The organism is Gordonia polyisoprenivorans, from assembly GCF_017654315.1.
GTDB classification, from domain to species: Bacteria; Actinomycetota; Actinomycetes; order Mycobacteriales; family Mycobacteriaceae; genus Gordonia; species Gordonia polyisoprenivorans_A.
This window is the reverse complement of sequence record NZ_CP072203.1, coordinates 1,346,146-1,364,226: the sequence shown is the minus strand read 5'-3', so window position 1 is coordinate 1,364,226 and position 18,081 is coordinate 1,346,146. Positions and strand designations below refer to the sequence as shown.

Sequence of the window (18,081 nt, the reverse complement as noted above, 5' to 3'; positions counted from 1 at the left end):
CCACTCTCCAGGCTGCGAGGGCAGACGTCTCACTGGTGTGGGAACACGTGACGAAGTAGCGTTCGCTCTGTTCATTGCGGGCCGAGGGGTTACCACCGGCAAGACGTCCGAAGCACTCTCGTGTCTTGAACGAATGGATAGAGCTCACTGTCGCTCGTCGGACCTGTTCTGAGCGATGAGCGAGGTGACTCTGCACACTCAAACTAGCCTCGGCCTTTCACGGTGATTTCGTGTCGTGAATAAAGAATGGTGCCCTGACCTGGGATGATTGAACTTGCGAAGGTATCAATCGGACCAGTTCGAGGAGCACCATTCAGGTGAGTAAGTGTACGTCGTGGTACCCGTCGTTGTCTGTAGATGGTTCCGGAAGCGGGGTGGTGTCGCACGCCGGGGCGACGGTCCTGCTGCGGTGCGCCGAGAAAACCGGTCTGATCAGCGGATTGTCGACGGTGTTGGCGCCGTGGCGCAAGCCTCTGGCCACTCACGATCCGGGCAAGATCCTGCTCGACCTCGCCATCGCGGTCGCCCTGGGCGGCGATTGCTTGGCTGATATCAACCACGTCCGTGCGGATCCGGGCGTGTTCGGGCCGGTCGCCTCGGATCCGACGGTGTCGCGGCTGATCTCCACGCTGGCCACCGACGCACCGGCCGCCTTGTCGGCGATCAACGCTGCTCGCGCCGCCGCGCGGGCGCAGGCGTGGACCGCGGCCGGCACCGCAGCCCCTAACCATGACCGCGGTGTGCGGCATCCGTTGATCATCGACCTCGACGCGACGCTGGTGACCGCACACTCCGACAAAGAGCACGCCACCCCAAACTGGAAGAAAGGGTTTGGTTTTCACCCGCTATGCGCGTTCGCCGACCACCAAGCCGCCGGCACAGGGGAACCCCTCGCAATCATGTTGCGGCCAGGTAATGCCGGGTCGAACACCGCCGCCGATCACATCGCCGTCGTCGAGCAGGCCCTGGCCCAAGTACCCGGCATCGATGGTTACCGGGTGGGCAAAGCCGTGTTGATCCGTACCGATTCGGCCGGCGGTACCCACGAATTCCTCGACTATCTGACCAGACGGCGGCTGGCCTACTCGGTCGGATTCGGACTCACCGACACCATCGCCGAGATCATCGACCGACTGTCGCCGCAGGCGTGGACGCCGGCCTACGACGCCGACGGGGTCGAACGCGACGGGGCGTGGGTGGCGGAATTGACGGGCATGCTGGATCTTTCGGGCTGGCCCGAGGGCATGCGGGTGATCGTCAGGAAGGAGCGCCCGCATCCGGGGGCGCAGTTGCGGTTCACCGACTCCGACGGCATGCGACTGACCGCGTTCGCCACCAACACACCCCGCGGCCAGCTGGCCGAGCTCGAACTGCGCCACCGGCGGCGGGCGCGTTGTGAGGACCGCATCCGCACCGCCAAAGACTGCGGACTGACGAACCTTCCGCTACACGGGTTCGATCAGAACCGCATCTGGTGTGCCATCATCGCGCTCGCGTGCGAGGTGATCGCCTGGACACAGATGCTCGCCTTCGACACCACCCCAGCCCGACGGTGGGAACCCAAACGGCTACGACTACAAATCTTTTCGATCGCCGCCCGACTGACCCGTCACGCGCGACGGACCCGACTCAAACTCGCCGCCACCGCACCCCACCTCCAGTTGCTACTCGACGGACTCACCCGACTCGCAGCACTTCCCAACCCCGGCTGACCCGCTGGCCAACCTGACCACCGACTGAAAGGACAACGCACTTCGGGGCCGTGAACCCCGACGCCCACCGACGCTCGGCCACACACTCACGGCCCCGGTCCGGAATCCGGTCCTCAGACCACCCCACCGGACCAACTCACGCGGCGAGCGTCACCCCGCGAAACATCGAGGCTAGCTCACAGAGGACTCGGCGAAGGACTGCACGATCGCCTGCGCGCGACGAGGGCTCAGTCAACCAGCGAGGAGTCCTCGGCGGGATCGAGGATCGGCCGTCCCGGCCTCCGCGTCGGCGGCGTCGAGTCGGCGACGACGGTCATCTGCCGTCGATACTCTGCCGGGGTCAGACCGAGTTCGGTCCGGAATCTGCTGCGCAGGGTGGCGGCCGAGCCGAATCCGCTGGCGGCGGCGATTTCGGCGAACGTGTGTCGTTGCGGCGCCACCAACAGACCCTGCGCGCGGGCGATTCTCCTCTCGGAGATCAAGTCCGACAACGACTTCGACGAGTCGGTGAAATGCCGGTATAGATGACGCCTGCTGATGTTGAGTTCCCGGGCGATGTCGGCGACACCGAAGGTGGGGTCGGTGTGGCGGCGTGCGATGAGGTCGTCGACCGCCGCCCGCATCACCAGCGAATTGTCGCGGACCCGAAACAGATCTGTGCGCTGGTTGTCGAGAACGGCGCGCACAAGATCGATCGCCGCCAGTTCGACGTCGGGATCGAACGACGGCGCCCGTGTCAGCGACGAGAGGGCCAGTTCGCGCACGAACTGCGCGGTGGCCCGGCTCAGCAGGGTCTGGACGCGGACGGTTCGCCGCCCGAACTCCTCGCCCAGACTCTCGACGGGGATCACCACCCCGGCCGGGTCCGCCGGACCCGTGACCTCGATCACCGCCGGCTCCACAAGGGGGTACACGACGAGTTGTCCGGGACCGTACGTGGTCTGTTCCTCGCCGCGACGGATGGTGATCGACCCGGAGAAACGGGTGACCAGAACGGCAACACCGGGTTCGGAGTCGACCGTGCGTCGGTGATCTCGGTGTCGTCCATCCTGTTCGAACACACCCGGCGCGACGAGCGCACAGTACGCATGCAGGTGACGCAAGGGCCGCGCCGCGAGAACGAGATCGAAGGCCAGCGCGTCGCCGACGACTCGCGCGCACACGAGATTCGACGCGCCGGCCTGCCCACGCAGGCGCACCGCATCGCCCGCGTCGTCGACCCCGAGACCGACCTCGGGTCACCACGCCCCGCACCATCAGTGCTCGCACGTCGGCTGTCGGCGAGCGAGCGACGGTATTCGTTCGGAGCGACGGCGAATGCCGCACGGAATCGATTGCGCAAGGTCGCCGCTGATGGAAGCCAGATGCGGCGGCGATCGAATCCAGGCCCGCACCCTCGCGGTAGGCCAGCAGTTCGCGCGCGCGTTCCAGGCGGCGCGTCGCGATCATCGTGGCCGGCGAGTCATCGGTGTCGCCGAAGTAGCGATACGGATGTCGCCGACTCATGTGCAGGGTCTTCGCGATCGTCTCCGCGCTGAACTCCGGATCTCGGAAATGATGATCGATCAATGCCCGCGTGGCCTCGCGCACGTACACCGGGTCGGTGCAGACGCGGTCGGGCGACTGATCGGCCTGCCTGCGGGCGAGTATCGCCCGGACGAGGTCGATCACGGCCAGTTCCCGTGTCGAGGTCCACATCGGCACCGCGTGCGGCGACGTCGACCGCGAAGTTGCGAATGAACGCCGCAGCCGCACAGGCCAACGGCGTCCCGGTGACCACGGGGGGCGATCGGGACGCCGACGAGTCTCTGCCCAGTGATTCGACGGGAATCCAGACACCTGCGAGATCGGCGACCTCCTCGGAGGTCTGCTGGTACGGCTCGTTGTTGTCGAAGATCACGATGTGCGCGGGCGCCCGATAGGGGTGGCTGCTGCCGGCCTGGGTGAAGGTGCCCCCGCCGGGCATCGACTGTGTGCCGACCACGACATAGGGCGATGGGTACTCGGCGATGATCTCCGGGGTGCGCGCCATGGTGGACGGGGTCCGGATCAGCGCGTAGACCAACATCCCGGGCAGGGGTCGCCAGAAGACGATCTCGTCGAACGCGCCCGGATCGTCGGTGGTGATATGCAGTGCCGGGATGTAGTTGGCGATTCCCTCGGCGCCGCTGCGCCGGATGTAGCGCGTCGGGCTGGCACCGAGGAGGTCGTCGGCGCCGATCCGCGCCAGCCACGTCTGAACCGCGACCGGTGTCAGCCCCGCGGACTCGGGCTCAGCCGACCCTTCGCGCGTCGTCACCGTTCCCGCCTTTCTCCCGTCGCTGCATCCCACAGCGCAGCCCAGGGGTGCGCGGGCGGTCCTTGCCGTGGCTCTTGGCCGGCCTCGGCACACGGAGCGTCATGGCGATATCCAACCGCACCACCAATCCAACCGCACCACCACGAGCTTTCTCCACCAGCGTGGAACCGTGGAAAGGGAACTCTCACATACCCCTCACAGCCCGTCTCGGACCGGGGCGCAGCACAGGCGCGAAGCGCCGAAAGCGCAGGTGAGAAGTACGGAATCCGGCAGGCTTCCCCCGAACGGATGACGGTGCGCGCCATCTTGTCAACCGACCACGACATCGGACCGACGGCGCAGCGAAAGTGCCACAACATGGCACGAATTGTCCGATTATTGTCCCGGACTGATGCACGAATTCACGGAATTCGACAAGTCATGAGGGTGGGGGAGGCCTTTTAGGTGGCCGTCTGTTCGGTGGTCGTCTTTTCGGCGGTCGTCTTTTCGGCGGTCGCCTTTTCGGCGGTCGCCTTTTCGGTAGCCGGCGCGTCGGCGTCCGCCGGTGTGTCAGCGTCCGAGACGACGGTATCAGGGCCTGCTGCACCGGAATCTGCGGCGTCGGAACCAGCAGCACTGTCGCTCGCATAGGACTCGGCGAAGGACACGCGCGGGGTGGTGGCCGCCTGGAATGCGGCCAGACCCGCGAAGAACAGGGTCGCGAGGACGAAGACGACCGCGAGGAACAACGCTGCCCAGTGCACGATCGTCAGCGCCAGACCGTCACCGCGTGTCGCCAGGGCACCGGCGGCCGAGAGGACCGCCGCGAGCAGACACCACACGGCGCTGCGCACCCGCGGCGACACCGTCGAGACGTAGAACAGTCGCTGATAGAGCGAGGTCTCGTATTCCTCGACCGCGGCCAGTCGCACCGCATCACCGGCGGCCAGGGCGCGCAGCTCACCGGCCAATGACGCGCCGCGCCGAAGCTGTTCTGTTTCCCGATCGCGGTAGCGGACGAAGGCAACGCCCGCGACGACCACGGCCAGCAGTCCGATCCCCGCCATGACTCCCCAGTACTCCACGCCCACACGCTACCGCCGCCGCACTCGGCGACGTGCGTCAGGTCACAGCGGTCGGGTGCTGTCCGCGGAGATGCCCCTACCCGGATGCGACGACGGACCCCGCCACATGGGCGGGGTCCGTCGTCGTGATCGGTGGAGCCGAGGACCAGGCTGTCGCCCTCGCCTCCACCGGGTATCGGGGCCCTCAGGCCACCTGCGCCTGCCACATCCAGTGCAATTGCTCGAGCTTCGAGGCGAAGCCGATGAGCAGGTCCTGGGTGACCGGGTCGGCATCCTCGGTGACGTCGATGCGCTCGCGCAGACCGGCGATGACGGCCTTGAGGTTCTCGACGATCGAGACCACGACGTCGGCGTCCTTGGTCCAGCCCTCGCCGAAGCCCTTGGTAGCGGCGGTCTTGGCGACGGTCTCGGCGCGCCCGTCCGGGCTGACGCCGATGGCCGTGGCACGCTCGGCGGCCGCGTCGGTGAATTCGCGAGCGACGCTGACGAGTTCGTCGAGTTCGAGGTGCACCGACCGGAACTGGGCGCCGACGACGTTCCAGTGGGCCTGCTTGGCGATCAGTGACAGATCGATCAGGTCGACAAGGGTCTCCTGGAGGGCCTTGCCGGTGATCTCTTTCTGCTCATCACTCAGGGTGCTGGTGATGGGGGTGGACAGTGCAGTCATGGTGTGACTCCTTCCTGTGGTGCGGCCGCCCGGCTGGTGGCCGAGGGTACGCGGTGATGCGGTGGTGTCGCGGCGCCCTCAGACGCGGACCGTCAGGTGGTGATCGATGTTGCCCTTGGTGGCCTTGGAGTACGGGCAGAAGGCGTGGGCCTGCTCCGCGAGTTCCTTGGCCTTCGCCTCGTCGAGGCCGGGCAGGTAGGTCTCGATGTCGACGACGAGCCCGAAGCCGCCGTCGGACTCGTCCTTGCCGATCCCGACGGTCACGGTGACGGTGGCGTCGTCGGGGGCCGGTGTACCGGCCTGCTTGGAGGTGGCGCGCAGGGCGCCGAGGAAGCAGGCGGCATAGCCGGCGGAGAATAGTTCCTCCGGGTTGCTGCCGTCGCCGCTGCCACCGAGTTCCTTCGGCGGACGCAGTTCGAGGTCGATCTGACCACTCGCGGAGACCACTTCTCCGTCGCGGCCACCGCCACTGGCCTTGGACGAGATGCTGTATGCGGGTTCGATTGCCATGATGTCTCCTCAGTTGTCGGCCGTCCGTGGACGGCTGTTGGACGTACTGGATCGAGCGGATTGCCGGGTGTTGTCGAACTACCTTGCTCTGCAACCATTCTCGACGACTCTTCGTTCCCGAAGCGGTGAATTCGGCGAGAATTCCCGGCGTCGGGTCACGGCCCCTCGGGTTCGACGGACGCCGGCGCTGCGCCCCGGCATCGCGGACACAACCCCCAGAAGGTGATCTCGGCTTCCTCGACGAGGTAGCCGTGGTCGTGGTCGGGATTCAGACACGGTGCCGCGCCGACGACACAGTCGACGTCGGTGATCTCCCCACAAACCCGGCACACCAGGTGGTGATGGTTGTCGCCGGTCCGGGTCTCGTAGCGGACGGCCGAACCCGCGGGCTCGATCCGTCTCAGCAGCCCCTTGTCCGCGCACGTGCGCAGCACGTCGTAGACCGTCTGGGTCGATACGCCGCCGAGGTGGTCCCGCACATGGGAGGCCACGACGTCGGCGGTCGAGTGCGGGTGCCCGTGAACGAACTGCAGCACCGCGACCCGCGGTGCGGTGACGCGCATGCCCGCTCCGCGCAACTGCTGATGCAGCTGCGCGGGGATGACGTCATCGATCTCGGGCATGACCCCAGTGTAGCGCTTTTCTGGATTAACTCCAACTATTGGATCAACTCCAAAATAATGCAGGTATGCCTAACCTTTCCGGGTACGGCCCGCTCGGATGGCGGGTCGGCCGAAGCTGTCGTATCGTCTTCTGCACGAGATCGTGTGTAGCAATCGGCAAGAAGCCGATTGTTCGCGTCCGTCGGCCAACTCCTCTCTCACGTGGCCGGCGTCGAAAAGCGCACACCGTCTCATCACCACCGAGAGAGTCACACCATGAGCGACACGACGACCACCGTCGACATCCACGCGTCTGCCATCCGTACCGATCCCACCCACATCCCGGCCACCCCGATGGCCGAACTCGCCCGGGAGTCGCAGATGGGTGGTGCGGGCACCGAGACCACCGACCGTGAGGTCCGCCAGATCTCCCTGGCCGATTTCGCCGCCCGCCGCGCCGAGATCACCGAGCAACTCTGGTCGGCCGCAACCGATATCGGGTTCTTCCAGATCGTCGATCACGGCATCGACATGTCCGTGGTGAATCATGCGTTCGCCATGTCCGAACGGTTCTTCGCACTGCCGCGGGAGGTCAAGGAGCGCTATCCCCTGAAGAAGGGACAGAACGCGGGCTGGGAGTTCATGAACCAGGTGCGGCCGTCGGTCGGCACCCCGGATCAGAAGGAGTCCTACCAGTTCACCCGTCCGCGCATGGACGGATTGTGGCCCACCGAGGACGAGCTCGCCGGATTCCGCAGTACCCTGGACGATTTCGAGTCGCGGTGCCGGCGGATCGCCATGGATCTGCTCGGCTGCTTCGCCGACAAGCTCGGCTTCGATCGCGAGTTCTTCACGCGTGCACACGATCCGGCCGTCGATACCTATCAGAGCACGCTGCGACTGTTGCACTACTACCCCTTCCCCGACGAGTTGCTCGACAAGCCCAACATCTGGCGGGCCGGCGCGCACACCGATTTCGACGTGCTGACCCTGCTGTTCCAGCGATCGGGACAGGGCGGTCTACAGGTGCTACCGGGAGCCGAAACCGACAGCCAGGCATGGACTCCCGTCGAGCCCTCGGACGAGGCCATCACCTGCAACATCGGTGACATGCTGATGCGATGGTCCGACGACGCCCTGCCGTCGAACTTCCATCGGGTGCGCGCACCGCGACGCGGGGAGTACCAGGGCCCGCGCTACACCATCGCCTACTTCGCGCAGGCCAACACCGACGTGTTGATCGTGAGCGCCGCGGGCAAGTATCCGCCGATCACCGCCGCCGACTATATCGCCCAACGTCTTTCGGCCAACTTCGACGCCACGAAGGGTCGTCGATGACCACCCCGAACGGATCGCCGGCCGGCGACCGGGCGTTCACCGACGTCACCGTCCGCGTGGGCGGCACGTGGGTCGCCCACCAGGACGTGTACGTGGCCGCCGGGGTCGTCAGTGCGATCACCGACACCACCGCCTCCCCCGACACCGGACCGCCCGCGGTACTCATCCCCGGCTTCGTCAACACCCACACCCACCTGCAGCAGTCGCTGATGCGCGGAATCGCCGAATGCACACCACTTCTGGAGTGGCTGCTGGCCATCGGCGAGCAGTCGGTGGCCATCACACCGCAGCGGGCGTATCTCGCGGCGGTGGCCGCCTGCTTGGAGAGTCTCCGGTCGGGCACGACGACCGTCGTCGAGCACATGTGGCCCCATCCGTCCGATGAGGTCCACGGCGCGGTCATCGCGGCGTTGCGCGACACCGGGATTCGCGCACTGCTCGGACGTGGGGTGGCCGATCGGGCTGACGCCACCCGCAAGTGGGGCTTCGAGCCGCGGCTCATGCAACCCCTCGACGAGATCCTCGACCACATCGATCACCTACGGGCACAGGTCGACGGATCGTCGATCTCGATCGCCCTCGCGGTCCCGAATCCGCGATCGCTCACCGAGCCGGGCATGACGACGCTGCGTGAGTTCGCCCAGGAGCGTGACCTGTCGGTCTCCATCCATCTGCTGGAGACACCCACCGACGATGTGATGTGCCGTGAGCACGCCGGTGTCGGCGCCGTCGACTACCTCGATCGCGGGGGTTTCCTCTGGGACCGGGTGCTCGCGGTGCACTGTGTGGAACTCGACGAGTACGGGCAGGCGCTGCTCGCCGACCGCGGTGTGGCGATCTCGCACAACCCGTTGTCCAACATGCGGCTCGGCAGTGGCGTCGCGCCGGTGCCTGCGATGCTCGATCGAGGCCTCGCCGTGGGGCTCGGTGTCGACGGCGCGGCCAGCAACGACACCCAGGACATGCTCGAGACGCTGCGCATCGGCGCCTATGTGCAGCGGGCGGTGCATCGGCGTGCGGATCTGATGGACAACGCCACGATGCTCGACATCGCCTGCGGCGGTGCCAATGTCGCGCTCGGACTCCCCGAATCGATCGGCGGCGTCGCCGTCGGCGCCCCCGCCGATCTGACGCTCCTGCGGTTCGACCGGGATTACGCCACACTCCCCGTCCGCGATCCGGGCGCTTCGCTTCTGACCACCGGCTCCCCGCGTCTGGTGGACACGGTGATGGTCGACGGCGAGATCGTCGTCGCCGACGGCCGCAGCACGCGCGTCGACGAGGCCGAGTTCACCAAGGAGCTGATCGCCGCGACCGCCGGGTGACCGGTGGCTGCGGGCGCGGTGAGTTCCCTACCGGGCCCGCAGCATTCGCGTCGGGCGCATCCGGGTCGACTCGGGCAACCAGCGGTCGACGACACGGCGCAGGGTCATGACCGCCGACACCAGCAGCAACGCGAACTGAATCCATCCGAGTACCACGGTCCCCGACCACAGGCTCGGATAGCGGAAGAACAGATCGAGTCCCACCGGGATGCACATCAGGTTCAGGACGACGATCGTGAGGAAGAAGTTGCGGCAGTTGCGGCTGTGATGGGTGGCCGCGGCCCGGAGGAACAGATATGCGCCGAGAAGGAACAGCACAGTGATGATCAACCCGGCGACCGGCAGCACCGACGCGAAGGTGTCGATCTGACCGGCGTTGGGTTGCCCCTTCGGCGTGGCCACGGCGTCGGCGAGCATCCGATCACGGAGAAGATCTCTGATCGCTCCGAGGTTGATCGCCCCGTACACGACGCACACCAGCCCGGCCGCGGCCGCTCCCCAGAAGGCCACCCGGGCGTGGAGTGCCAACGCGGCGGGGGCGGGTCCGGGCGCGGTGGGCGGCTTCGGGTACAGGTTGGCCCGGTCCCGGTCGGCCGAGGTCCGCTGCAGTTCCGCGAGGTCCTGCGCGTCGAGCTCGGCCTGCGACGGCCTGCGGTCGGGGTCCTCGGAGGTGGGATCGATCATGGTCGCATTGTGACACTCGTCGCGTCGACGCGACGGCGCACCTGGTCAGGGGACACGGGGAGGGTGGTACCGCGAGGCCGGCCGACGAGCACCGGACCTCAGCGGCCGATCTTGAGCATGTGACCGACCGTCGCCTGCCACAACGTGCCGTCGGCAGCGATGGTGCCCGTCAGTTCCAGCGGCTCGTCGATCGGCGCGGTGCCGACCTGCCGGGTGACCACCCGCCGGCCGGTGGCGAAGTCGCTCGCGATGTAGTCGACCGGCCCGCTCTGCTGGATCGCCCCCGGCACATACGGCCCGTATCCGAGGCCGTGGATGAGGCCGTCGGCGCGGGAGAGCTTCGGCAACGACGCGAGGCGGTCGTTGTTCTCCCAGACCCGATGACAGCCGCGCGCGGTCACGTCGATGCGGGTCGACCCGCCGATGAAGCCCGCAGTCGCCGGGATCGACGGCCCCGACACCGCCATCGGCGGGTACTGATAGCCATAGGTGCTGGGGATGACCAGTGAGTCACCCCACGCCATCGGCGAGTTCTCGGTGCCCTGACCGGACGTGCCGAAGGCAGGCATCGTGCACACGAGCCGCCCGGTGTCGCTGTCTCGCACGATCAGCGACGGGCGGTGCGCGGCGTTGTCCACGATGGCCACCCAGCCGTGCCCGCCGGGACCGAAATACGTTGGCGTCGTGCCCGATCCCCACGTGAGCTGGCCGGGTTTGCGTGCCGGGCCGCGGTCGTGGGCCTGTCGCCAGATCGTGTGCGGCGCAGCACCCGGGGTCGCCCACATCTCGTACAGCGCGTGCGTGGTGAGCACCGAGACGCCACCGGGGCGGACGCTGAGTCCGTTGCCGAGGTCCTCGCCGGACGGCAGGTGCACCGAGTGCACCCGACGGTCGGTGTCGACGGTCCCGATCACACCGTGGGTGGTCGCAAACCAGATGCGGCCCAACCCATCCGGCGCCAGGCCGGTGATCGAGTCACCGGCGGGGATGTGCCCGGACACGTCGATCCGGTCGTCGACGTACACCTGCCACCCGCGGGCGGTGTGCCGGTGGGCGACGAAGAGGATCGCGTTCGAGCCGTCGGCGACGACCACCCGGTCACGGCCGTCGAGGTAGCCGTACACCCCGCCGAGCAATCCGCCCTTGGCCAGTTGAACCGACGCCAGCGGTGTGGCGGATGCCGGATCGAACAGCGTCACCGACGGAACGGCGAACCCGGCGGCAGACCGGTCTCCAGGTACACCGATGTATCTGGTGCACAACGAGACCGGCATGCCGTCGCTGCCGATGAAGGTCGCCGCGCACGCGGCACCCGGTACCGACGACGCGAGCAGTCGGGCGTCGCGGCCGGGTCCGGGGTGAGGCGTGGAGTCGGTGGACTCGAGGTCCCCGTGCATCAACGATGTGCCGACGGGACCGAGGATCGGCGGCCCCGGATCGGGCGGCGGGTCCGCCGCCGCGCGACCCGCGCCGGCGAACACCATGCCGGCGGCCAGCGCAACGACCGCTGCCGCCCGAATCCGTCGGCCCGTCATGTCACCTGGTGAGTTCGGTGAGGAGGAAATTCGTCGCCGGCAACAGTGTGGTGAGCATCGGCAGTGCGTGGTTCACCACCAGTCCCGGGAAGATCGGCGGGATGGTGTTGGTGACCATGGACACGGTGGCGCCCTGGGCTTTCCAGTCCCGATACAGCTGGGCGACCTGGTCGTACGGGATGACGTCGTCGTTGATCCCGCCCTCGAGCAACACCGGGGCGTTGGGCTTGAGCTTGCCGATCAGCTGGTCACCGACGATCTTGCGGACCTGCGGATCGGCGTTGACGATCGCCGACAAGGGTTGCCCGCTGCGGGTCCAGGAGTTGGTTCGCTGGAATCCGTAGGACAGGATCGTGTCACCGATGCATTGCGTCGACAACCGTTGCAGCGCAGTGTGTCCGGCCGCGTTGGTCTGCCGGTCGACGACGGTCTTGAGCGCCGGGTACCGGGCTTCGAGGCCGTTGATCGCGTAGCCGATGGCACCGGAGATCGCGGTGCCGTCGATGCGGTCGATCACCTTCGACAGGTCTGCGGGCGGGGCGCCGGCATAGGTGGCCTTGACGTCGAGGTCGGGTGCGTAGGTCGAGGCGAGCTCGGCCGCCGATGCCGCCGCACCACCGCCCTGCGAGTAGCCGGAGAACGCGACCGGTGAATTCGCCGGCGCTCCGGCGATCTTCAGCGCAGCGCGCGCGGCGTCGAGCATGGCGTGGCCGGATTCGAGGCGATTGACGTAGGTGTGGATGCCGGGTGTGCCCATCCCGATGTAGTCGGTGATCGCCACGCGCACACCGTTGATGAGCAGGAGGTTCATCTCCAGACCCGAGTAGTTCACCGCGATCGACGGCTTGCTCGGATCGATCGCCAACGGGAACGACATGAGCTTCGACCCGGCGCACTGATCACCCTGCCCGACGGTGCCGGGGCCGAGCACGACGGTCGGTCGTGGCCCCTTGCCGCGCCACGGTGCGGTCGGTTCGACGACGGTTCCGGTCACCGCGGCCGGCGAGCCGTCCTGGTATTCCGAGGTGTACATGACGCGCTTGGCGGTACCCGGCCACTGGTTCGGGATGCCGGGGATCTGCAGCAGCAGCGGTGACGGTTCGCTGCGGATGATCGATCCCGGTGCGCTCGCGAAGTGCGCGGGCGGTGTGTAGAAGTCGGCGGCCTGGGCCGACGGTGCTGCCAGGCTCGCTCCGGTGGCGGCCAGCGCGCCGGCGGTGAGCACCGCCGCACCCCGAATCCCCCAGGTTCGTCGTGATGAGTTCAATCCCCGAATTCGTCTCATGGCTAGGTAAGCTACCGCACAGTAACCTCGCGGGGTAGAGCCCGGTCACCCTCAGATCACGAGGCCGAGCGCCGACACCACGATCAGTCCGGTCACCGACAGGATCGTCTCCATCGCCGACCAGGTCTTGAAGGTCTGCCCGACACTCATCCCGAAATACTCCTTGACCAGCCAGAATCCGGCGTCGTTGACGTGTGAGAGGAAGACCGAGCCCGCGCCGATCGCCAGAACCACCAGCGACACCTGGCCCGAACTCAGCCCGTCGACGAGTCCGAGCATCAACGACGACGCGGTGATGGTCGCGACGGTGGCCGATCCGGTGGCGACGCGAATGAGTGCGGCGAGCACCCAGCCGAGCAGGATGACCGAGATGTTGGCGGCCGATGCCCAGTCGGCGAGCAGCGTGCCGATGCCGGTGTCGACGAGGACCTGTTTGAAGCCGCCGCCGGCCGAGACGATCAACAGGATGCCCGCGATCGGCGGCAGCGACGATCCCACACAGGACGACAGGGTGTCGCGGGTCATGCCCGATCGGCGGCCGAGGGTGAACATCGCGACGACGACGGCGATCAGCAGTGCGACCAACGGCGTGCCGAGCACGTCGAGAATCCTGCGAATCCATTGACCGTCGTCGTCGACGACGATCTCGGCGATGGCCTTGCCGAGCATCAGCACCACCGGCAGCAGGACCGTCGCGAGGGTGAGGCCGAATCCCGGCCCCTTGGGTGATCGTGCCGAAGGTGTTGCGCCGGAATCTGATTCGGACTCCTCCGGGGAACTCTCGGAGCGGGCGCCGACGGTACCCGGGTCCGCGTCGAAGGTGCGGGGCGCGTCGATGACGACCCATCGCCCGGCCAGCATGCCGAACAGCGGACCGGCAACGATGATGGTCGGAATCGCCACGGCCACACCGAGAGCCAAGGTGAGGCCGAGATCGGCATGGAGTGCGTCGATGGCGACGAGCGGTCCGGGATGCGGCGGGACGAAGCCGTGCATGGCCGAGAGTCCGGCGAGCGCCGGGATACCGATCGGGATCAGGCCGAGACCCGAGCGCCGGGCGACGAGGTAGATGACCGGCATCAACAACACCAGGCCGATCTCGAAGAACATCGGCAGCCCGATGACCGCACCCACGAGGGCCATCGCCCACGGCAGCATCCGCGGCCCGGCGTGGCCGACGATGGTGTCGACGATCTCGTCGGCACCGCCGGAATCGGCGAGCAGTTTGGCGAACATCGCGCCGAGCACGATGAGGATGCCAACCCCGGCCGCAGTCGATCCGAAGCCCGCGGTGAACGAATCGATGACCTTCGGAACCGCCTCGCCGGCAACGATTCCCACTGTGCCCGCACCCGCGATCAAGGCGAGGAAAGGATGGACCTTGGCCCACGTGATGAGGGCGACGATGACGGCGATGCCCGCGAGCGCGGCGACGACGAGATGCCAGCCGGAGCCGACCGGGTCGGGCAGTGTCGTCTCGACGGCGAGGACGGTGAGCGTGTTCATCGGGCGCCTCCGGTGGCGTCGGCGATCAGTGGTGCGGCGGCGATGCGGTCGATGATGGCGTCGACGGGCTGGTCGACGTCGACAATGACTCCACGCTCGTCGGACCCGAGCGGCTCGAGGATGTCGAACTGTGAGTGCAGCAGCGACGTCGGCATGAAGTGCCCAGGCCGGGACGCCTGCCGCCGCGCGATCACCTCGAGCGGCCCGTCGAGGTGGACGAAAACCGTGTCTGGGCAGTGGCTGCGCAACCGGTCGCGGTAGGCGCGCTTGAGCGCCGAACAACTCATCACCCCGCCGTCGCCGTGCTCACCGAGCCAGTCCCCGATGAGGTCGAGCCACGGCTGCCGATCGGTGTCGGTCAGCGCGTGACCGGCCGTCATCTTGTCGATGTTCGACTGCGGATGAAAGTCGTCGGCGTCGGCAAACGGCACCCGCAGGCGCTGCGCCAACGCGGCGCCGACCGTCGACTTTCCCGATCCGGATACTCCCATGACCACCACCGGTGACCCCATGCCTGCTCCTCTGCTGCTGTGCCACTGGTCACATAGGGTGCCTCAAAGATATGACTATTGCAAGCACCGGCTTCCAATCGTCGTCTTATATGTATCGCACGACCCTAAACAGCAGCGCTTAGCGATTGACACCCACGAATGAGAAGATGATTGGGTGACCGAGACCACTGCCGCCACCGATCGGCACGAACAGGTGCTCACCGAACTCGGGGTGCGCATCGCCTCCGGCGATCTGCCCGAGGGCGCCGTGGAGACCCTCGACGGGATCGGGACCGAGTTCGCGGTGTCCCGCACCCTGGCTCGCGAGGTGATCCGCGTACTCGAATCGATGGGACTCGTCGCGTCGCGGCGACGCGTGGGGATCACCGTGCAGCCCCGAACCCGCTGGAGTGTGTTCGATCCGCGACTGATCCGGTGGCGCCTCGACGGCGCCGATCGCGCCGCCTTCCTGCTGACGCTGTCCGAACTACGCCGGGGTATCGAGCCCGCCGCGGCCGCACTGGCCGCCCGGCGCGCCGACGAACACCAGTGCCGCGTACTCGCCGCCGCGGCCTCCGACATGGCCGTGCACGGACGGACCGGAGACCTCGACGCCTACCTGTTGGCCGACAAGATCTTTCACCGCGGCCTCCTCGAGGCCAGCGGTAACGAGATGTTCCGGGCACTGACCGGGGTGGTCGGCGAGGTCCTCACCGGCCGTACCCATCACGGCATGATGCCCGCCCGGCCCAACCCCGCGGCCATCGCACTGCACGACGACGTCGCCCGCGCGATCCGGCTCGGCGAACCCGATGCCGCCGAGAACGCCATGCGCGCAATCATCGATGAGGCGGCGCAAGCGGTCGCCGACGAGCGCAGCTGACCCGCCCACCACATATCCTGGGCGCGTTGCCCTTTCGGTCGTCAGGGATTCCAGGCGTCGGGGATTCCGGCCGTCAGGCGAAGCGCACGTTCATCGTCGCCAGCCCGAAGATCTTGCGGCCGCCGGACTTCGCGACGATGATCACCACGCCGCTGCGGGTCTCGGCGTCGAGGGACTTGATCCGCCCGCTGAACTCGATGTCGCCGCCCTCGGCGGCCGAGACCACCGCCACCTGCGACAGGCGCACCGAATAACGGGTCACCGCACCCGGATCACCCGACCAGGAGGAGACGAAACCCGCGCCGAGACCCATGGTCAGCATGCCGTGCGCGATGACGTCGGGCAGCCCGGCCAGCTTCGCGATCGACTCGTCCCAGTGAATCGGGTTGCCGTCACCGGACACCCCCGCGTAATTCACCAGATCCCCGCGGGACAGCCGGGCGTGACGCGTCGGGAGTTCGTCGCCGACCGAGAGGTCCTCGAACCGCAACGATCCCGGCTCACGGTCGACACCTCCGGTCGAGATGTGTTGCTCGCCTTCGGGTCGCACCGTCTTGTGATACTCCGCATCCGACTGCTCGGCGGAGAGCATGTTGACGTCGTGCACCATGATGCTGCGCACCGCATCGGAGATCCCCGGGTCCACCTCGTCGGCGGTCACCCCGACCACGGTGGTGTGCATCGTGTGCACCACCTCGCCGTGGGCGTCGGTGAAGGTGTTGGTGACGGTGATGAGGTCGCGTCCGGCCACCCGCCGAACAGAGGACAACTCGACGTCGGTGGTCAGTTCGTCACCGGCGACGATCGGCCGATGCTGCTCGAAGACCTGCTCGGTCTGCACATAGGTCTCGTAGCCGACGACGACCGACTCGAACAGGTCGCGGTTGGCGGCCATCGCCGGGATCGAGGTGAAGGTCAACGGCGTCACCACACCCGAATACCCCAGTTGCGCAGCGGCTTTCTCGTCCCGGTGCACCGGGTGGTAGTCCTGCACCGCACGCGCGTACTCGCGCACCTTCTCGCGACCGACCAGGTACGGCTCGTCGATCACGTAGTAATGCCCCAGCCGCGAGTCGAGGGACGGGGAGTCGGGTGCGGACATGGCGCAACGCCTTACGGTCGAAGGGGTGAGGGGATGATCGTGCGCCCGCTACGGGACGAGCAGTTCGGCGATCTGAATCGTGTTGAGCGCCGCGCCCTTACGGAGGTTGTCGCCGGAGACGAACAGTGCCAGCCCCCGCCCGTCCGGGGCACCCGGATCCGCACGGATGCGACCGACCAGCGAGTTGTCGCGGCCCGCGGCGGCCAGCGGCGTCGGAACATCGACGACCTCGACCCCCGCTGCGCCGGCGAGGATCTCCCTCGCACGCTGCGGCGAGAGCGGCTCGGCGAACTCGGCATTGATCGACAGCGAGTGCCCGGTGAACACCGGCACTCGCACGCACGTACCACTCACCAGCAACTCGGGCAGTCCGAGGATCTTGCGGGATTCGTTGCGCAGCTTCTGATCCTCGTCGGTCTCCCCCGACCCGTCGTCCACCAACGCCCCGGCCAGTGCGATCACGTCGAAGGCGATCGGCGCGACGTACTTGTCGGGTGCCGGGAAGTCGACGGACGACCCGTCGTAGACCAGTTTTTCGACGTCATCGATCACCGCGCGCGACTGCGACGCCAGTTCCTCGACGCCGGCCAGCCCGCTACCCGACACCGCCTGATACGACGAGACGATCAACCGTTGCAGACCCGCCGCATCGTGCAGCGGTTTGAGCACCGGCATCGCGGCCATGGTGGTGCAGTTGGGGTTGGCGATGATGCCCTTCGGCGGGTTCTTGGCGAGTTCGCCGTTGACCTCCGAAACCACCAGCGGCACATCGGGATCCTTGCGCCAGGCGGAGCTGTTGTCGATGACGGTCACTCCGGCGGCGGCAAAGCGCGGCGCCTGCTCGCGCGACATCGTTGCCCCCGCGGAGAAGAGTGCGATGTCGAGTCCCGACGGATCCGCGGTCGCGGCGTCCTCGACGACGATCTCGCCGTCACCCCACGGCAGCTTCTTGCCCGCCGAGCGCGACGACGCGAAGAACCGCACCGAATCGGCGGGGAACTTGCGCTCCGCCAACAGGGTTCGCATGACGCCGCCGACCTGCCCGGTCGCCCCGACGACTCCGATGGAAAGTCCCATC

At 67.4% G+C, this 18,081-nt stretch carries 17 protein-coding genes and 1 pseudogene; 4 read left to right on the top strand and 14 right to left on the bottom strand.

The window, feature by feature from the left end; genetic code table 11:
- Positions 1 to 317: 317 nt before the first annotated feature.
- Complete coding sequence (locus J6U32_RS06110) at positions 318 to 1,712, top strand: IS1380 family transposase (RefSeq protein ID WP_026920371.1); 1,395 nt, start codon at positions 318 to 320, stop codon at positions 1,710 to 1,712.
- Between the two features lie 227 nt (positions 1,713 to 1,939).
- Here J6U32_RS06110 and J6U32_RS06105 read toward each other — a convergent pair whose 3' ends face one another.
- The 7 genes and pseudogenes from J6U32_RS06105 to J6U32_RS06080 all read right to left on the bottom strand — a co-directional run bounded on the left by J6U32_RS06105 (position 1,940) and on the right by J6U32_RS06080 (position 6,875).
- Positions 1,940 to 2,911: an AraC family transcriptional regulator gene (locus J6U32_RS06105; RefSeq protein WP_244332647.1), complete on the bottom strand. Its 972-nt coding sequence runs from the start codon at positions 2,909 to 2,911 to the stop codon at positions 1,940 to 1,942.
- Between the two features lie 208 nt (positions 2,912 to 3,119).
- Positions 3,120 to 3,218, bottom strand: a pseudogene (locus tag J6U32_RS27810) (AraC family transcriptional regulator); the annotation flags it as partial.
- Positions 3,175 to 4,011 (bottom strand): AraC family transcriptional regulator, encoded by an 837-nt coding sequence (locus tag J6U32_RS27255; RefSeq protein WP_244332645.1) that lies wholly within the window; start codon positions 4,009 to 4,011, stop codon positions 3,175 to 3,177. The pseudogene J6U32_RS27810 and the gene J6U32_RS27255, both read right to left, overlap by 44 nt.
- 440 nt (positions 4,012 to 4,451) lie before the next feature.
- The gene (locus J6U32_RS06095; protein ID WP_208793992.1) at positions 4,452 to 5,081 is read right to left on the bottom strand and encodes a histidine kinase; all 630 of its coding nucleotides are present in this window, start codon (positions 5,079 to 5,081) and stop codon (positions 4,452 to 4,454) included.
- A 178-nt stretch (positions 5,082 to 5,259) separates the two neighbouring features.
- Positions 5,260 to 5,742 carry a Dps family protein gene (locus J6U32_RS06090; protein ID WP_020172511.1) on the bottom strand — a complete coding sequence of 161 codons (483 nt, stop codon included), beginning with the start codon at positions 5,740 to 5,742 and terminating at the stop codon, positions 5,260 to 5,262.
- A 78-nt stretch (positions 5,743 to 5,820) separates the two neighbouring features.
- A complete protein-coding gene (locus J6U32_RS06085) occupies positions 5,821 to 6,252 on the bottom strand; it encodes an organic hydroperoxide resistance protein (RefSeq protein ID WP_020172512.1) in 432 nt (143 codons plus the stop codon).
- A gap of 155 nt (positions 6,253 to 6,407) precedes the next feature.
- Positions 6,408 to 6,875, bottom strand: a complete 468-nt coding sequence (locus tag J6U32_RS06080) for a Fur family transcriptional regulator (RefSeq protein ID WP_020172513.1) — start codon at positions 6,873 to 6,875, stop codon at positions 6,408 to 6,410.
- 255 nt (positions 6,876 to 7,130) lie between these two features.
- On the opposite strand from J6U32_RS06080, the gene J6U32_RS06075 reads away from it, so the two are divergent.
- Complete coding sequence (locus J6U32_RS06075; RefSeq protein WP_208793991.1) at positions 7,131 to 8,192, top strand: isopenicillin N synthase family dioxygenase; 1,062 nt, start codon at positions 7,131 to 7,133, stop codon at positions 8,190 to 8,192.
- Positions 8,189 to 9,517, top strand: a complete 1,329-nt coding sequence (locus J6U32_RS06070; protein WP_208793990.1) for an amidohydrolase family protein — start codon at positions 8,189 to 8,191, stop codon at positions 9,515 to 9,517. The genes J6U32_RS06075 and J6U32_RS06070 overlap by 4 nt, the downstream gene beginning before the upstream one ends.
- A gap of 27 nt (positions 9,518 to 9,544) precedes the next feature.
- Here the strand turns inward: J6U32_RS06070 and J6U32_RS06065 are convergent, their stop codons facing one another.
- The 5 genes from J6U32_RS06065 to J6U32_RS06045 form a co-directional block, all read right to left on the bottom strand.
- Complete coding sequence (locus J6U32_RS06065; RefSeq protein WP_020172516.1) at positions 9,545 to 10,201, bottom strand: hypothetical protein; 657 nt, start codon at positions 10,199 to 10,201, stop codon at positions 9,545 to 9,547.
- 98 nt (positions 10,202 to 10,299) lie between these two features.
- Positions 10,300 to 11,736 (bottom strand): hypothetical protein, encoded by a 1,437-nt coding sequence (locus tag J6U32_RS06060; protein WP_208793989.1) that lies wholly within the window; start codon positions 11,734 to 11,736, stop codon positions 10,300 to 10,302.
- 1 nt (position 11,737) lies between these two features.
- Positions 11,738 to 13,021: a lipase family protein gene (locus tag J6U32_RS06055; protein ID WP_208793988.1), complete on the bottom strand. Its 1,284-nt coding sequence runs from the start codon at positions 13,019 to 13,021 to the stop codon at positions 11,738 to 11,740.
- A gap of 51 nt (positions 13,022 to 13,072) precedes the next feature.
- Positions 13,073 to 14,527 (bottom strand): GntP family permease, encoded by a 1,455-nt coding sequence (locus J6U32_RS06050; protein WP_208793987.1) that lies wholly within the window; start codon positions 14,525 to 14,527, stop codon positions 13,073 to 13,075.
- Positions 14,524 to 15,039, bottom strand: a complete 516-nt coding sequence (locus J6U32_RS06045) for a gluconokinase (protein ID WP_208793986.1) — start codon at positions 15,037 to 15,039, stop codon at positions 14,524 to 14,526. The genes J6U32_RS06050 and J6U32_RS06045 overlap by 4 nt, the downstream gene beginning before the upstream one ends.
- Positions 15,040 to 15,193: 154 nt before the next feature.
- On the opposite strand from J6U32_RS06045, the gene J6U32_RS06040 reads away from it, so the two are divergent.
- Entirely contained in the window at positions 15,194 to 15,901 is a 708-nt protein-coding gene (locus J6U32_RS06040) for a FadR/GntR family transcriptional regulator (protein WP_208793985.1), read from the top strand.
- Positions 15,902 to 15,974: 73 nt separating this feature from the next.
- Here the strand turns inward: J6U32_RS06040 and J6U32_RS06035 are convergent, their stop codons facing one another.
- A complete protein-coding gene (locus tag J6U32_RS06035) occupies positions 15,975 to 17,003 on the bottom strand; it encodes a fused (3R)-hydroxyacyl-ACP dehydratase subunits HadA/HadB (protein WP_208793984.1) in 1,029 nt (342 codons plus the stop codon).
- A 48-nt stretch (positions 17,004 to 17,051) separates the two neighbouring features.
- Positions 17,052 to 18,080, bottom strand: coding sequence for an aspartate-semialdehyde dehydrogenase (locus tag J6U32_RS06030; protein WP_208793983.1), 1,029 nt, complete (start codon positions 18,078 to 18,080; stop codon positions 17,052 to 17,054).
- Between the last annotated feature and the right edge of the window lies 1 nt (position 18,081).

Bases quoted from the DNA above. Each gene is read 5' to 3' on its own strand.
- J6U32_RS06075 (WP_208793991.1), top strand. From the start codon at position 7,131: ATGAGCGACACGACGACCACCGTCGACATCCACGCGTCTGCCATCCGT.
- J6U32_RS06060 (WP_208793989.1), bottom strand. From the start codon at position 11,736: ATGACGGGCCGACGGATTCGGGCGGCAGCGGTCGTTGCGCTGGCCGCC.
- J6U32_RS06050 (WP_208793987.1), bottom strand. From the start codon at position 14,527: ATGAACACGCTCACCGTCCTCGCCGTCGAGACGACACTGCCCGACCCG.
- J6U32_RS06085 (WP_020172512.1), bottom strand. From the start codon at position 6,252: ATGGCAATCGAACCCGCATACAGCATCTCGTCCAAGGCCAGTGGCGGT.
- J6U32_RS06090 (WP_020172511.1), bottom strand. From the start codon at position 5,742: ATGACTGCACTGTCCACCCCCATCACCAGCACCCTGAGTGATGAGCAG.
- J6U32_RS06065 (WP_020172516.1), bottom strand. From the start codon at position 10,201: ATGATCGATCCCACCTCCGAGGACCCCGACCGCAGGCCGTCGCAGGCC.
- J6U32_RS06030 (WP_208793983.1), bottom strand. From the start codon at position 18,080: ATGGGACTTTCCATCGGAGTCGTCGGGGCGACCGGGCAGGTCGGCGGC.
- J6U32_RS06045 (WP_208793986.1), bottom strand. From the start codon at position 15,039: ATGGGGTCACCGGTGGTGGTCATGGGAGTATCCGGATCGGGAAAGTCG.
- J6U32_RS06080 (WP_020172513.1), bottom strand. From the start codon at position 6,875: ATGCCCGAGATCGATGACGTCATCCCCGCGCAGCTGCATCAGCAGTTG.
- J6U32_RS06055 (WP_208793988.1), bottom strand. From the start codon at position 13,021: ATGAGACGAATTCGGGGATTGAACTCATCACGACGAACCTGGGGGATT.
- J6U32_RS06070 (WP_208793990.1), top strand. From the start codon at position 8,189: ATGACCACCCCGAACGGATCGCCGGCCGGCGACCGGGCGTTCACCGAC.
- J6U32_RS06035 (WP_208793984.1), bottom strand. From the start codon at position 17,003: ATGTCCGCACCCGACTCCCCGTCCCTCGACTCGCGGCTGGGGCATTAC.